17 protein-coding genes are annotated in these 14215 nt (G+C 30.2%); 2 read left to right on the forward strand and 15 right to left on the reverse strand.

Annotated features, from left to right (window positions below):
* Positions 1-117: 117 nt before the first annotated feature.
* From tpiA to LNQ49_RS21190, 6 genes are all read right to left on the reverse strand, one after another.
* The gene (tpiA, locus tag LNQ49_RS21165; RefSeq protein WP_229990931.1) at positions 118-870 is read right to left on the reverse strand and encodes a triose-phosphate isomerase; all 753 of its coding nucleotides are present in this window, start codon (positions 868-870) and stop codon (positions 118-120) included.
* Positions 871-912: 42 nt separating this feature from the next.
* Complete coding sequence (locus LNQ49_RS21170) at positions 913-1407, reverse strand: TlpA family protein disulfide reductase (RefSeq protein ID WP_229990932.1); 495 nt, start codon at positions 1405-1407, stop codon at positions 913-915.
* Between the two features lie 321 nt (positions 1408-1728).
* Positions 1729-2346, reverse strand: coding sequence for a hypothetical protein (locus tag LNQ49_RS21175; RefSeq protein ID WP_229990933.1), 618 nt, complete (start codon positions 2344-2346; stop codon positions 1729-1731).
* Positions 2347-2458: 112 nt separating this feature from the next.
* A complete protein-coding gene (locus LNQ49_RS21180) occupies positions 2459-3124 on the reverse strand; it encodes an alpha/beta hydrolase (protein ID WP_229990934.1) in 666 nt (221 codons plus the stop codon).
* 113 nt (positions 3125-3237) lie between these two features.
* Positions 3238-4338, reverse strand: coding sequence for a BT_3928 family protein (locus LNQ49_RS21185; protein ID WP_229990935.1), 1101 nt, complete (start codon positions 4336-4338; stop codon positions 3238-3240).
* 44 nt (positions 4339-4382) lie between these two features.
* The gene (locus LNQ49_RS21190; RefSeq protein WP_229990936.1) at positions 4383-4931 is read right to left on the reverse strand and encodes a DUF1599 domain-containing protein; all 549 of its coding nucleotides are present in this window, start codon (positions 4929-4931) and stop codon (positions 4383-4385) included.
* A gap of 150 nt (positions 4932-5081) precedes the next feature.
* Here LNQ49_RS21190 and folP point away from each other — a divergent pair, with 150 nt between their 5' ends.
* On the forward strand, positions 5082-5906 hold the full coding sequence (gene folP / locus LNQ49_RS21195) for a dihydropteroate synthase (protein WP_229990937.1): 825 nt from the start codon (positions 5082-5084) through the stop codon (positions 5904-5906).
* A 46-nt stretch (positions 5907-5952) separates the two neighbouring features.
* The gene (locus LNQ49_RS21200) at positions 5953-6603 is read left to right on the forward strand and encodes a hypothetical protein (RefSeq protein ID WP_229990938.1); all 651 of its coding nucleotides are present in this window, start codon (positions 5953-5955) and stop codon (positions 6601-6603) included.
* A 144-nt stretch (positions 6604-6747) separates the two neighbouring features.
* On the opposite strand, the gene rlmH is transcribed toward LNQ49_RS21200, so the two are convergent.
* The 9 genes from rlmH to LNQ49_RS21245 form a co-directional block, all read right to left on the reverse strand.
* Positions 6748-7221: a 23S rRNA (pseudouridine(1915)-N(3))-methyltransferase RlmH gene (gene rlmH / locus LNQ49_RS21205; protein ID WP_229990939.1), complete on the reverse strand. Its 474-nt coding sequence runs from the start codon at positions 7219-7221 to the stop codon at positions 6748-6750.
* A 9-nt stretch (positions 7222-7230) separates the two neighbouring features.
* The gene (locus LNQ49_RS21210; protein WP_229990940.1) at positions 7231-7533 is read right to left on the reverse strand and encodes an antibiotic biosynthesis monooxygenase family protein; all 303 of its coding nucleotides are present in this window, start codon (positions 7531-7533) and stop codon (positions 7231-7233) included.
* Between the two features lie 3 nt (positions 7534-7536).
* Positions 7537-8955: an amidohydrolase family protein gene (locus tag LNQ49_RS21215; protein WP_229990941.1), complete on the reverse strand. Its 1419-nt coding sequence runs from the start codon at positions 8953-8955 to the stop codon at positions 7537-7539.
* Between the two features lie 181 nt (positions 8956-9136).
* Positions 9137-9421: a GNAT family N-acetyltransferase gene (locus tag LNQ49_RS21220; RefSeq protein ID WP_229990942.1), complete on the reverse strand. Its 285-nt coding sequence runs from the start codon at positions 9419-9421 to the stop codon at positions 9137-9139.
* 5 nt (positions 9422-9426) lie between these two features.
* The gene (locus LNQ49_RS21225) at positions 9427-9822 is read right to left on the reverse strand and encodes an OsmC family protein (RefSeq protein ID WP_229990943.1); all 396 of its coding nucleotides are present in this window, start codon (positions 9820-9822) and stop codon (positions 9427-9429) included.
* A gap of 3 nt (positions 9823-9825) precedes the next feature.
* Positions 9826-10707, reverse strand: coding sequence for a pirin family protein (locus tag LNQ49_RS21230; protein WP_229990944.1), 882 nt, complete (start codon positions 10705-10707; stop codon positions 9826-9828).
* Positions 10708-10722: 15 nt separating this feature from the next.
* Complete coding sequence (locus tag LNQ49_RS21235) at positions 10723-11601, reverse strand: pirin family protein (RefSeq protein ID WP_229990945.1); 879 nt, start codon at positions 11599-11601, stop codon at positions 10723-10725.
* Between the two features lie 620 nt (positions 11602-12221).
* Positions 12222-12824, reverse strand: a complete 603-nt coding sequence (locus tag LNQ49_RS21240) for a hypothetical protein (protein WP_229990946.1) — start codon at positions 12822-12824, stop codon at positions 12222-12224.
* A 122-nt stretch (positions 12825-12946) separates the two neighbouring features.
* Positions 12947-14143, reverse strand: a complete 1197-nt coding sequence (locus LNQ49_RS21245) for a hypothetical protein (RefSeq protein ID WP_229990947.1) — start codon at positions 14141-14143, stop codon at positions 12947-12949.
* Positions 14144-14215 lie beyond the last annotated feature (72 nt).

Here is a 14215-nt window from a genome sequence, read left to right on the forward strand (position 1 = left end):
TTGCTAAAGGTTATCATTCGATATTGTTATTCAGGGAATTGTAAAATAATTAAATAAAAAAAAATGGTTTGAAAGTTTTTACACTCTCAAACCATTTTATAAGGTTTAAAGGAAATATTAGATTGCAGTTACAATAGCAACAAAATCATCTGCTTTTAATGCAGCCCCACCAATAAGACCACCGTCTACGTCTGGTTTAGAGAAAATTTCTTTTGCATTTTCTGGTTTTACACTTCCTCCGTATAAAATAGAAACTTCTTCAGCAATCTCTTTTCCAAAAGCTTTACGAACAGTTTCTCTAATAAATTCGTGCATTTCTTGTGCTTGTTCTGGTGAAGCAGTTTCTCCAGTTCCAATAGCCCAAACAGGTTCGTAAGCAAGGATAACATTTGCCCAAGATTCTTTTTCTATTTGGAATAAACCATCTGTTAATTGGTTTTCAACAACATTAAAGTGGTTTCCAGTTTGACGGTCTTTTAATTCTTCTCCAAAACAGAAAATAACTGTTAATTCATGTTTCAATGAAGTATCTACTTTATTTGCAATAAGAGCATCTGATTCTTTAAAAATAGCTCTACGCTCAGAGTGTCCAAGAATTACGTAATCTACACCAACACTTTTTAGCATATCTGCAGAAACCTCACCTGTAAAAGCGCCACTTTCAGCTTGATGTACATTTTGTGCAGCAACTTCAATAGTTGTAAACTCTAAATGTGCAACCGCAGAAGCTAAGTTTACAAAAGTAGGAGCAACAATTACTTGAGCCTCACTTACAGTTGGTAATTTAGCAATTAACTCATTTAATAAATCTTCAGTTTGTTCTGCGTTTTTATGCATTTTCCAGTTTCCTGCAACAATTTTTTTTCTCATCTTGGTTCGTTTTATTTTTTATTTTTTTGAAATCTTGTATTATTATTTTAAGCTTTGTAATGTTTGGTTGATTTTTTCAAAATCAGTTTCGACTGCACGGTATAAAACAATTTTACCTTTTTTGTCTACAATGATATATCTAGGAATCCAATCTAAATCGATTGCTTTTCCAAAAACACCTTTCATACCATCATTCATCATAAAATGATCTCCTTTTATTTCATGTTTTTCGATTCCAGCTTTCCATTTATCAGCTGTTTTATCAGCAGAAAGGAATAAGTAAGATACATCTGGATTGTTCGCTTGCAATTCTTTTACTTTTGGCATTGCTTTTACACAATCACCACACCAAGAAGCCCAAACTTCTATAACCAAAGTTTTTCCTTTGTATTTTTTCAGTATGTCTTTGAAGGCAACTTGACTATTATCAGTAGCTAATAATTTTTCTGAGAGTGCTTCTTTAGAAAAAGCAGTTTTTTGTGCATTTGTACAAGAAAACGTAGCAAAAGCAATAAGCAATAGAACTATTTGTTTCATAGATGTATATTTTTTACCAAAGTTAAACAAACAAATCGAAACAGAAATAGAGATTAACAAAATTTGAAGACGTCTTTATTTTGTCATAAATTGAGCAATTTTGGCTACAAAAAGTAAAATGAAAACGTAATAGTTGAGTACTAAAATTAGTTTTTTGAACTAATTTAAAAAATGTAAATTAAAATAAATTTAGAAAAGAGATACTATTTTGGTTTTTAAAAGAATTTTAAAAGATAAAAAACGTCTAGCTTGGGTATAAAAAAAGCAATAAATTCGGCTCTAGGTATTTGTTGAAAAAGGATACTTGGATTTGTTACCAATTTATAAATTTCCATAAATCACAATGTAGTCAGCATATTTTAATTTGTCATTAAACCATTCTATTACTTCTTTTAAAAACTGTTTAAGTATTGAATCATTAGTTTCTATATTGCTAATTTTTTCTACAATTTCTAAGCAAGTTTTATTGTCAAAAAAGTTATGTCCACAATTATCAAAGCTTTCTTCAATATTTTTATTCCAAGGATTTTGCAAAGGAAAAACAGATTTGAATTTTTCTATGATTGTATCAAAATCAGCAGTAGGGATGAAGGCATCATTTCTTCTAACGGTTTTATAGTTTTCGCCATTTGCATTTTCTGGCCATATAATAAAACCGATTTCATTTTTTGATGTTTTATTTTTTCGAGTAGTAATTATTGTTTGTCTGGAATTAATTCTTTCAATTGCTTTAGCTTTATCATAGTTACAAAAAATATAATTTTCTTTTGCTATCTCTTCTTCACATTCTGTTATTGTACGAATGTATTTGATGTTGTTATTATGGAATTCTTTCTCACATGCAAGAATATCATTGTTGTGCTTTCTTAAAAGCTTAATAGCAGTATCTAAAGGAATAGCTATTTTATTTCTTAATGTTTTGATCTTTTCTAAGTCCATGTTGTCTTTCGAATAATAATCCCAAACATACATAAAAAAAGCGCCAACAAGTCTTAATTAAGGCTCATTGGCGCAATTATTTATTATTTTAAAGTTATGAGGTATGTTGTATTTATTTTAATTGATAATTGCCATTTGCCCATTTTTTGCAAGGCACAATCCAGTCATCTAATGCTTTGAATAAAAAGCCATGTTTTAGATTTGTATTTAGTTCAATTTCTTTAAAATGGTTGATTTTTAGCTTTGAAGTTTCTTTTCGTTTTATTGCAGAAACACCATAAATATCTGATTTTTCATAAATGGTTAAGATATTTCCACAATAATTTAAATCAGGGATTTCTTGTATGTCGGCATCTGTAAAACATCCAATAAATACAAAATTGACATTAGGATTTGCCAAATAAGTAGAAACATATTGTGCAATATAACCACCTTTTGAAGTACCGATTACTGTGATTTTATTTGGCTTAACACCTTTTTTAATTAAACTATTAATTTGCTTTACGATCTTTTTAGTGTATTTGTCAAAATCAGTATTCTTGTTTCTTAGTTCACTGAAAACAATAAAATTATCGTCTTTAAATGATTTAATGATTTCGTTGTATTCAGCTCTTCCGTATTCAGGATGCTTAGCATTCAAATCATTTTCCTCAAGAAATTTATTATGTATAAAAAAGATATAGGCTTGCGTTGAATCTTGTGTTTTTTCTTGTCCAAAAGAAAAGATACTTAAAAGCATAAAAAATAAGATAAACGTAGAATTTGGTGTTTTGCTCATAGAAATGGTTTGGTGTTAAGAATATACTTTCAAATGTACATAAAAAAATGCGTCAATAAATCTTAATTCAGACTCATTGACGCAATTATATATTGTTTTAAAGTGTAGCTATATTACAATTTTAAATCTTTAATATCATTGTAATGTACTTTTTGAGTAACAGTTCCATCATTTAAAATCACTATACTCGGATTAGCTCTTTCGATTGTTTTAAGAGTTATTGCATCGCAAAAGTAAAAATCAACATTTAGTTTGTATTGTTTTTTTGCAGCTGCGATTTCGTCTTGTCCTGAAGCTGTCATAGCAATTACTTTATATCCTTTTGCTTTAGCTTCTTGATTTAATTTTTCTAATTTCTCCATTCCAGATGGATCAGAAAGGGTTAAATCATAAGTAACAAAAATCATAAGTTTTGGTTCCTTTAAAAATTGGTCTTTGAAGTCTTCACCATCTTTTTCCATAGTAAAATCATGAATAGGTGGTACATAACCTTCAGTAATTACTTTGTCTTTTCGGTCAACAAAAGTTGCTCCTTCTGGAATAGCCATTAAATCTTTCTCCGTATATTCTTTGTTTACGCCATCAACATTGTAAATGAAAATCATTTCAACTACAGATAGTGGTGCTCCTTCAGGAATTTCCATCCCTTTCTCAATGTTAGTACCAACTTTATATGGACGGAAATCTTTTATTGGTAAATGATTTAATACCCAAACTCCCATAAAAATGCACAAAATAATACTTGCATAAGTAATAATATTTTGAACGCTATTGCTAAATAAAGGTTTAACTAATTCTTTATTGATGAACAATATTAAAATGAAGAATAGTAAAACGATATCTTTTGTGAATGATTCCCAAGGCGTTAAATGCAAAGCATCACCAAAACAACCACAGTCTTTTACTACATCAAAATATGCGGAATAAAAAGTTAGGAAAGTAAAAAGTATGATAAGAATTAATAAACTCCAAATTGTAATTTTAGATTTGTAGCCAATAAGTAACATTACCCCTAAAACCACTTCTAGAATTACTAAAAACAATGCTAAACCAAGTGATAATGGCTCTAAAAAAGGAATGTTAAAAACAGGCTCGCTAAAATATTCTGCTAATTTATATGAAAACCCAACAGGGTCATTTAATTTTATTAATCCAGAAATAATAAATAATACTCCAACAAATAATCTTGAAAATTGTGTAATTATATTTTTCATGTGTAGGTTTTAAATTTAAGTTTTTTGAAATTAAAAAACAGGAATTATTTTTTCGTTTCCAAAGGGTTTAATATTAGGGCGAAAACAGCATAATTAATCATATCTTGATAATTAGCATCAATACCCTCAGATACTAAAGTCAGTCCTTTATTATCTTCAATTTGTTTAACACGAAGCAATTTTTGAAGGATTATATCAGTTAATGAACTCACACGCATATCGCGCCAAGCTTCGCCATAATCATGGTTTTTGGCTTCCATTAATTCTTTAGTAAGTTTTACTTTAGCATCATATAATTCAGTTGCTTTTTCAACATCTAAATCAGGCTGATCAACAACTCCTAATTCCAATTGAATTAATGCCATTATAGAGTAATTGATGATTCCTATGAATTCTCCTTTTTCATCTTCATCAACTTTACGAATTTCATTTTCTTGTAAACTTCTAATTCGTTGTGCTTTTATAAAAATCTGGTCGGTTAATGAAGGCAACCTTAATATGCGCCACGCACTACCATAGTCTTTCATTTTATTGATAAAAAGCGAACGACAAATCGCAATTACATTATCGTATTCTTGAGAAGTATTCTTCATTATTGATGTATATTTGTCTAAATTTCTTCAAAAATAAGGATAAAATTTTTAAAAGTTTTGTTTCAAGATTCAAGTTTTGTTAATGATAGGTTAATATCTGTCAGAAAACGTTTCGGAACTTGAAGCTTTTGACTAAAAAAACATGAAACTATGTTGATTAACTGCAAAGGGCAACTCATTGATTTGTCAGTTCCTAAGGTAATGGGAATTTTGAATGTAACACCAAACTCTTTTTTTGATGGTGGAAAATACGATAGCGACCAAGCTATACTAACTCAAGTTGAAAAAATGCTTTCTGATGGAGCCACATTCATCGATCTTGGAGCTTATTCGAGCAAACCAAGTGCTGAATTTGTTTCGGAACAAGAAGAATTAGACCGAATTGTTCCTGTTGTACAATTAATTTTAGAACATTTTCCAGACGTATTACTCTCTATAGATACTTTTAGAAGTGAGGTTGCCAAAGCATGTATTGAAAATGGAGCTGCTATTATCAATGATATTTCTGGAGGTAATCTAGATGATAAGATGTTTGAAGTCATAGCCCAATATAATGTTCCGTATATCTTGATGCATATGAGAGGTACGCCGCAAACAATGCAAAGTCTGACCGATTATGACGATATTGTAAAAGAGATGCTGTTTTATTTTTCTGAAAAAGTAGCCCAAGCTAGAAATTTAGGTATAAATGATGTTATACTTGATCCCGGTTTTGGTTTTTCTAAAACACTAGATCAAAATTATGAAGTTTTGCAAAAAATGGAATTGTTTAATGTGTTAGAATTACCAGTTTTAGCTGGGTTTTCTAGAAAGTCAATGATATATAAAGAATTAAATACAAGTCAGCAAGAGGCTTTAAACGGGACAACAGTATTAAACACTATTTCTTTGACTAAAGGAGCTAAAATTTTGCGTGTTCATGACGTAAAAGAAGCAATGGAATGTGTTGTTTTGTATAATAAGATAGCAATTTAATATAGATTAATCTCAAGCTAAATAATAATAAAATAGAATTCAAAACATGAAATACTTAAGTTTAATTTTCGTTTTCCTTCTCTTTTCTTGTGGAAAAAAAGAAGATGTTTTACTGCCAAAAGCTAATGTGTCTGTTGTAAAAGACGTAAAAGATCATTCACCTATTTATATTTTTTTTAGAACAGAAGGAAAGGATACTTTGGCGGAAGTAAATCGTAAAAATAGTATTATTTCGACTAATTGGCTTTTTAATATCGATAAACGCTTGCCTCTAAAAACGGTGATTCCTGAAGTGATGAAACTTCAAGAAAAAAAACGAGCTGATTCTGCCCATAAAAATGAAGAGGCTCAAAATTATTATACCTACGCAGATACAATTGGTAAGAATATGGCTTTTTTACCTTTTACAGATGTATATTATAAACTAGGCGAAGTAAGTAAGGATGTAAGTCAATTGTATTTCAAGAAAAATGGTAGAATAGAATACAAAGGAAAAAAGACATATGATTTTCCTAAAGAAAATTTAGTGCCTTTTTTGGACAGCCTGATTATAAACCCAAAAGCACAAATTACATTTTCGTATGATAAGAATATGACTTATGGAGAATATGTTAGATGTAAAATTCTCATTAATAAACTAGTAATTAAAGAGCCTTGGTTGGTGTTTATAAATTATAATGAAGATATTATTTATTAATATGAGGATCAAGAGTTTATTGCAAAGATTTGTGGTCAAAAAGAGAGCCCTAATGGATTTTAAAATCTATTAGGGCTTCTTATTTGTTAGGGCTATTACAGTATTAATATCGAGTTATTGTCATTGATACTACGCATACTTCTTTTACTGATGATGGTAAGGCTCATTTCTTAAAATCGTAAAACCACGGTATAATTGTTCTATAAAAAATAAACGTACCATTTGATGGGAAAATGTCATTAATGAAAGCGAGATTTTTCCTTGTGCTTTACTGTAAACTGTATCTGAAAAACCATAAGGGCCACCAATTACAAAAACTAAAGTTTTTATTCCTGAGTTCATCTTTTTCTGTAATTCTTCTGAAAAGCCTACGCTTGAGAAGTTTTTACCGTTTTCATCTAATAAAATCAATTGATCGGTTGGGGCTAATTTTGCTAAAATCAATTCGCCCTCTTTTTCTTTTTGCTGACTCTCTGATAAGTTTTTTACGTTTTTGATATCTGGAATAATTTCCAAATCAAATTTGATGTAAAAAGACAAGCGCTTGGTATAATCGTCAATTAGACTTTGTAGCGATTTATTATCGGTTTTACCAATCGCAATGAGTTTTATATTCATTTTGGAATATTATTTTTTGTTTTCAAAAACAGTTTTAAAGTGCTCTACGACTGGAAATGGTTCGTAGTAATGATGCAATAATTTTTTCCATTCTAGATATGCTGCGGATTCTCGAAAACCAATTGTGTGGTCTTCTAGATTTTTCCAATCTACCAATAAAAGATATTTATTAGGCTGTTCGATACATTTTTGTAAAGTATGCCCCAGATACCCATCGATAGATGAAATATATTGACCTGCTTTGGAAAAATCACGTTCAAAATCCTGTTCTTGATTTTCTTTTACAAATAAAATAGCCGCTTCTAGAATCATCTTTTATTTATCTGAAAATTTAGCTTCAAAAGTTTTAAATCTTGCATCAAGGTCTTTTAGCAATTGTTTTTTAACGGCATCTTCCTGAATAAAGCTATAATTGATACTGTTGTAAACGTACTGTTTGATAGTTGCATAAGAAACATCTTGATATCTGCTTGCTAATAAAACATATTGCTCAGTCATATTTGTTCTTAAAATTCCTGCATCATCAGTGCTTATAACGATTGGAACATTAAATTCTTTGTATAGAGTAAATGGATGACGGGCATTTTTAACCTTCAAAATAAATTCATTACTTACTAAGTTAATCTCAATTGGAATATTGTTTTTTGCCATATAACGCAACAAATCATATGAGTTTTCTTCGTAAGCAATATCCACACCATGACCAATTCTATTAGCTCCTGCAGTATGAATTGCTGCAGTAATATGCCATGTTAATTCTTCTGGTTGAACCAATCCTAATGTAAGCTCACCAGCATGAAGAGTGTATTTTACATCTGGGAAACGTGAATGACAGTATTTAAACATAACCATATGCAACCAATAATCTTTCATAGAAGTTTCACCATGTTCTGGAGAAACGATGTTTACACCTGCTACAAGTTTGCTTTTATCAGCAGATATAAAGGCAATCATAAGATTTTTGAATAGATCTACAGGCTCCATAAAACGCAACACAAAGTTTTGATAACGCATTGTAAAATTAGCATCATCCATTTTAAGGTCTTTGTGTAGTTTAGCTATAAAATTAGTGTTGAAATCGTCAGCATATTTAACTGCATTTTTACTTTGTAATGACTTATAAAGTGCATCTAGAGATTTGAAAAGTGCTTTTTCATCTTTTTGAGCGGCAGCTTGTCTTAGTTTTGTATTAAAATCGGCTAAATCATCCACATTCATATCACAAGGAATTGTGTTTAATTGTGTTTCGATATAACTTACATTTTCTTTAATTGCTCTGTTTTTAAGCTCTAATAAACCTTCAGCAAAATGTCCATCGATGGTTGGAGAAAATTTTTCGAAAGAGTCAAAAAACAAATCATCAGAAGGAACTGAAATTCCATTATAGTCTTTAGCAGACCAAGTTTGCATAATTTGTTGTTTGTAATATTCTAGTTTATCTCTTTTTTTAATTGAAGAGAAAGTTTCCCAATTTCCTTTTTCAGGTTTGGTTTTTAAAACGTGCATAGTTTCTAAGTTCAAAAAGAAATCTTCTGCAATAGCTCTTTCTAGTAGAGGCTCAGCATAGATAGAGCCGGAAAAATGATGGTGTAAATCACCGCCTTTTGGCATTTGAGAAAAGAAAGCGGTTAAGGCTGCTTCGTTATTTCTAATTTTATCTAAATAAGTTGCTGTTGATTGAGAAAAGCTAATCTGCGCTATAAGAAAGCAGAAAATTGTAATTATCCTTGTCATAGTCTAGGTTTAAATTACATGCAAATATAATTGTTTTGACGGACTTTTGGAAATAAGGATAAAAAAAAGTAAGAATGAGCTGGTTTTAGAAAGAGAGTATAGAAGATACTCTCTTTCTAAAGATGCACTGAAGTGCGTCTTTACCTTGAAAACTTAGCGGCTTAGTGTCTCAGCATCTTTATTAATGAAATAACACATCTCTTATTTCTTCTGTTTTATCAAAAACGCTTTTTGCAAATGGACAAAGCGGTATGATTTTTAGATTATTTTCACGAGCATAAGTCACTGCTGCCATAACTAGTTTCTTCCCAACACCTTTACCATTAAAATCAGGATTTACTTCGGTGTGATCAATTATAAACTTTGTATCTCCAGCCCAAGTATATGTCATTCTTCCAGCTTCTTTTTCGTCTTCTACTGCGATGTAATATCCTTTTCTACCTTCGTTTATTTGTTTTATTTCCATGATGTTTAGTCTAAAGTGGTTTGTATTTGTATTGTGTTTGTAAGTGTTTTGTGTATTGGGCATCCATTGGCAATTTTTAAAAGCCTTTGTTTTTGTGCCTCATCAACATTGCCTTTTATTTCAATCTTGCGACTCAATAAGGAAACGTTTTGTTCTTTATCTTTCTCAAAATCTACTGAAATGTCAATTTCTGTAACATCCCATTGTTTATGGTCTATATACATGCGTAATGTAATCAGTGTGCATGATGCTAATGCTGATGCCAATAACTCTGTAGGGGAGAAGCCCAAGTTTTTTCCTCCAACTTCTTGGGGTTCATCAGCGATAATAATATTACCACTAGCAGATTTTATTTCCGTTCGATATTTTCTTGTGTCAATACTTGCTGTTATTGTATTCATAAGTTATCTCATTTTAGGTTCTGGTAATGGGACAAATTCTGTTTCACCAGGAACTTTTGGAAAAGTTTGTGCCGTCCAGTCTTGTTTTGCTTTTTCGATTAACTCTTTGTCAGATGAAACAAAATTCCAAAAAATGAAATGTTCTTCTGGAAATGGAGTTCCTCCAAATATATAAACAGTTGTATTAGCTGCTATTTCAAATTCGCATAATGTACTGTCGTTTGCAATCAGAATTTGTTTTGGATCGTAAGTATGCTCGCCGCTTCTTATGCTTCCCTCAAGAATATACAATCCACTTTCGCCAAATAAGTCTTTTCCAATACTTACTTTCTGAGCTGTTGCACTTTTAATTTCAATAAAATATAATGGGCTGTATACTGGAACTGGTGATTTTTGTCCAAAAGCCTCTCCTGCGATTAGCTTATAAGATACACCATCTTTTTCCCAAGATGGAATGTCGCTAGCTTCTACATGTACAAAATTAGGTTCCATTTGCTCCAATTCTTTTGGTAGCGCCACCCAAATTTGCAATCCATGGAGCATTTTTTCTGATTTACGCAAATATTCAGGTGTTCTCTCTGAATGTACAATTCCTTTTCCAGCCGTCATCCAGTTTACGGCCCCTGGCTTAATCTCCATTTCTGTTCCTAAACTGTCTTTGTGCATGATACTTCCTTCAAATAAGAAAGTTAGAGTAGATAATCCGATGTGTGGATGTGGCGGAACATCCATATTTTCATGGTCACTTAAATGTGCCGGTCCCATATGATCGATAAATACAAATGGTCCAACGGCTCTTTTTTCCCGAAAGGGTAATAATCTGCCGACCATAAAATTACCAATATTGGCAGCGCGTTCTTCAATAATTAGATTTACGTTTGACATGTTATATTTTTAAAATTAATCTTCTAGAACTCCAAATTTACCATTATTGTAATCATTTACTGCCTGAATTAATTCTTCCTGCGTGTTCATTACAAAAGGACCATGAGTAGCAATTGGTTCGTTAATTGGCTCACCACTTAAAATCAAGACAATACTATCTTCTACAGCTTCGATATTAAAATCTTCTCCTTCATTTTTAAATAAAACTAAGTGATTTGTTGGTACGTTTGTACTATCATTTACGATAATACTCCCTTCTATGACCAATAAAGCCGTATTGTAAGTAGCTGGGAAATTAAAAGCCGCTTTTCCGCCTTTAACTAATCTTGCATTAAGCAAATGCAAAGGGGTAAAGGTCGATGCTGTGCCTTTTACATCTTGATACTGTCCTGCAATGACTTCGATATGACCACCATTTTCAGGAAGTTCATATTTGCTAATTTCAGCATTGGTAATTCCTTGGTATTTTGGTTGTGACATTTTATCTTTTGCAGGTAAATTTACCCAGAGTTGTACCATTTGAAAATCACCTCCAGTTTTACTGAAGTTTTCTTCGTGGTATTCTTTATGTAAAACCCCTGAGGCAGCTGTCATCCATTGTACATCTCCTTCACCAATTATACCGCCACCGCCACTACTATCATGATGTGCTACTTTTCCTTTGTAGGCAATAGTAACAGTTTCGAAACCACGATGTGGGTGTACGCCAACTCCTTTTGGAGTATTTGTAGGTGGAAAATAAAATTTTGAATTATAATCGAGCATAATAAACGGACTCGTGCGTTTCATGCTTAGTTGTGGTACACTCGGAATAAAATTATGTACTCTAAATCCATCACCAACAAAATGGGGTTGATTTGGAGCTACTACGATTTCTATATTTTTAGTTTTCATAATGGTTTGCTTTAATTGTTTGACAAAGTTACTCTCATTATGAAAAATGTAACTTAATGTAGATTAAGAACAGAGTTACTATAAAAGTAATGATTAATATTTAATTATTAAAAAGGTATTTTTAATTGGATTTGATGGGTTTGATTCAAGTAATGTTGATGTTTTTTATTACTGATTATTTAAAACTTGGCAATAAAAGTCTGAGAACTTGTGAAGACAAGTTCTTTATATTATATCTTAAATTCTAGTTTTTTGATAATTATCTTAGACTTTTGATAGCTTTTTTAGGACTCATTTTTTGAGCACAAAGTTATGCAGCATTTCGTATCAACAAAGGAAACTAGGAATACTTCAGTAAGCAGAAATAATTTTTTTGTTGTGGATATGGATTGAAATTGGCTTAATTGTTTCCTTTATAACTTTCACGGTTAGGATATGCCGAAGGGTTATCTTTTAAATATTTTAAAAAAAAATTTCCATATCTATTGCTTTATTATATTTTGGTTCATATGATTTTTCTTTAATATTAAAATATCGCGTATGCAGTTTTTATCATGGAATACACAGCAATTGCGAACGCTTTGTGCATCGGGTGTCGAAATAGATATATAATAAATGACCTATGCAATAACAATCCCATTAGGTATTACTGGCTCAGCATTCAAGTAGTAAGAAGAATACTGATCCCACCATTCAAAATTAGGAATTAGATTTAATTCGCTAATTTTATATTGTTCATAAAACTTCCTAGCATCATTTGAAACAATTATAGATGTTAATTCACCGGAATGATAATAATGAAATTTAAATTCATAACCATTTGTTTGATCTTCATAATATTTATATGTTTTATTATAAATAGGTAAATTAGTTTGTAAATCTAAAGTTTGATTCATTATGCCAACATCGTTCGTTTTACGTACAGCTAAACCTTTACTTTTTATGATACCATTAAGATATTTAAAACTATGATATTTAATGTAGTTAGAATCAGTGTCTTCTATTTCAATAATCGAAATAGTTCCCATATTTAAGGCTAATAAATCTTGATGTGAGGATCCAAATTCAATATAATTTAAAGTATTAAATAGCATATTCCTGTCATAAAACTCCTCCTTTCTAAGTCTATTATTTTCTTTAAATATTTTAATAAAAATATCACTTGATGCAACTTGTTGTGCAGTAAGTGTTTTTCCGTATAGGTTGGTATATGTTATTTCCATTTATTTATGTAGATTAAAATGACCTTGTTGTTATTTTTAGATAAAGATGTTAATGCTTCACTTAATTTAATAATATTGTGATGCCAATCTTTCATAATCGTATTTGTTTATATTGTTATATATTATTTTATGATTTTTAAATAGTTGCCAGATAGAGTATTAAAGAAATAGAATCTGTTTTTGAAATTTGTTTCATTTACAGAATCATCATCTAATGTACCTAAACCCTTACTAGAGTTTTGATTTTTTGGAATCACAAAAAATATCGTTTCTATGAAATAATCACTATTTAGTACTTCTAATTTTCTAGATTTTTCTTCTCCGAAATACATTTTTGACTCTTTCTCAGAACTTTTAAAGAATATTTTTTCAGGAATTTTAAGCTTACCGAAATCATAATTATCAATACTGTTTTGATAAATATTATTTTTAATATTATGATCATATAGTTCTTTAAATGATTTTTTATTAAACTTTGAATTAGCATAATATTCAATAACTCTGTTTGATAAAGTAGCAACTACAAAATTAAATTTTCTCAATTCTTGAATTTCTTTGCAATTAAATCTATTGAATTTGGTTTTGTCTATCTTATTGAAAAAACACACATTATAGTTATTAAGACCAGGATAATTTTGGTTTTCACTTTGTTGAATGTCATTTTCTAAATATTGATATTTAGAAAGCCTAGTGTCATTAAATTGATAAGCATTTAAGGTATATCTTTCTTCAGTTCCAGATTTGTATTTAGTGTATTCGAGGGATAATTTGTTTAGTAATCTTTTAATAGTGTCATTAGAAAAAAAGTCTTTATAACTATACTTTGTAATAATAGCTACGTGAAATAAATCTTCATTGTAGAGATATCTAAAATTTTTATTTTCTATTGAATTACCTTTTGAAATTTTGTTTTGTAGTATTTTTAAATAATTATCCTGCTCAGAATAATCCTTTTTAAATTCTGTTAATTTGGGTTTCTCAAAGCTATAGGAAACATAGTGAGGATCATAAAGGCGTAACTTTAACTCCTTCGGCAATCCCGCAACATTTTGATATCCTTTTTCATTATATTTTTTATGATAACTCATAACAGTATTATAACCACTTGGAATTTCATTAAAGTAGTAATAGTTGTTTTTTTGATCATATTTAGCTGTAATTGCAGGAATCTCAAAGCCTTCAAGAGTTACTTTAGCATCATCAATATTTTTACCAGTTTCTGCATCTTCCAAGTATATTTTTATTTGTGGAGTTGCCTTTTCTTGAGCTAAGCTGTAAAATGATAATAGTGAAAAGAAAAATAGTAATACGTGTTTCATAAAGTAATGTGTTTTACTCAAATTTTAATTAAAAGACTTTCTCTTCAAAATAATATTCATTTGTTATAAGCA

Source organism: Flavobacterium pisciphilum (assembly GCF_020905345.1).
Classification (GTDB): Bacteria; Bacteroidota; Bacteroidia; order Flavobacteriales; family Flavobacteriaceae; genus Flavobacterium; species Flavobacterium pisciphilum.

What these genes read in the sequence shown, in the direction of transcription:
- LNQ49_RS21240 (WP_229990946.1), bottom strand. Translation starts at nt 12,824, where the DNA reads ATGGAAATAACATATACCAACCTATACGGAAAAACACTTACTGCACAA.
- LNQ49_RS21225 (WP_229990943.1), bottom strand. Translation starts at nt 9,822, where the DNA reads ATGAATACAATAACAGCAAGTATTGACACAAGAAAATATCGAACGGAA.
- LNQ49_RS21170 (WP_229990932.1), bottom strand. Translation starts at nt 1,407, where the DNA reads ATGAAACAAATAGTTCTATTGCTTATTGCTTTTGCTACGTTTTCTTGT.
- LNQ49_RS21215 (WP_229990941.1), bottom strand. Translation starts at nt 8,955, where the DNA reads ATGACAAGGATAATTACAATTTTCTGCTTTCTTATAGCGCAGATTAGC.
- LNQ49_RS21230 (WP_229990944.1), bottom strand. Translation starts at nt 10,707, where the DNA reads ATGTCAAACGTAAATCTAATTATTGAAGAACGCGCTGCCAATATTGGT.
- folP (WP_229990937.1), top strand. Translation starts at nt 5,082, where the DNA reads ATGTTGATTAACTGCAAAGGGCAACTCATTGATTTGTCAGTTCCTAAG.
- LNQ49_RS21180 (WP_229990934.1), bottom strand. Translation starts at nt 3,124, where the DNA reads ATGAGCAAAACACCAAATTCTACGTTTATCTTATTTTTTATGCTTTTA.
- LNQ49_RS21175 (WP_229990933.1), bottom strand. Translation starts at nt 2,346, where the DNA reads ATGGACTTAGAAAAGATCAAAACATTAAGAAATAAAATAGCTATTCCT.
- LNQ49_RS21185 (WP_229990935.1), bottom strand. Translation starts at nt 4,338, where the DNA reads ATGAAAAATATAATTACACAATTTTCAAGATTATTTGTTGGAGTATTA.
- LNQ49_RS21190 (WP_229990936.1), bottom strand. Translation starts at nt 4,931, where the DNA reads ATGAAGAATACTTCTCAAGAATACGATAATGTAATTGCGATTTGTCGT.
- LNQ49_RS21220 (WP_229990942.1), bottom strand. Translation starts at nt 9,421, where the DNA reads ATGGAAATAAAACAAATAAACGAAGGTAGAAAAGGATATTACATCGCA.
- LNQ49_RS21210 (WP_229990940.1), bottom strand. Translation starts at nt 7,533, where the DNA reads ATGATTCTAGAAGCGGCTATTTTATTTGTAAAAGAAAATCAAGAACAG.
- rlmH (WP_229990939.1), bottom strand. Translation starts at nt 7,221, where the DNA reads ATGAATATAAAACTCATTGCGATTGGTAAAACCGATAATAAATCGCTA.
- LNQ49_RS21245 (WP_229990947.1), bottom strand. Translation starts at nt 14,143, where the DNA reads ATGAAACACGTATTACTATTTTTCTTTTCACTATTATCATTTTACAGC.
- LNQ49_RS21200 (WP_229990938.1), top strand. Translation starts at nt 5,953, where the DNA reads ATGAAATACTTAAGTTTAATTTTCGTTTTCCTTCTCTTTTCTTGTGGA.
- tpiA (WP_229990931.1), bottom strand. Translation starts at nt 870, where the DNA reads ATGAGAAAAAAAATTGTTGCAGGAAACTGGAAAATGCATAAAAACGCA.
- LNQ49_RS21235 (WP_229990945.1), bottom strand. Translation starts at nt 11,601, where the DNA reads ATGAAAACTAAAAATATAGAAATCGTAGTAGCTCCAAATCAACCCCAT.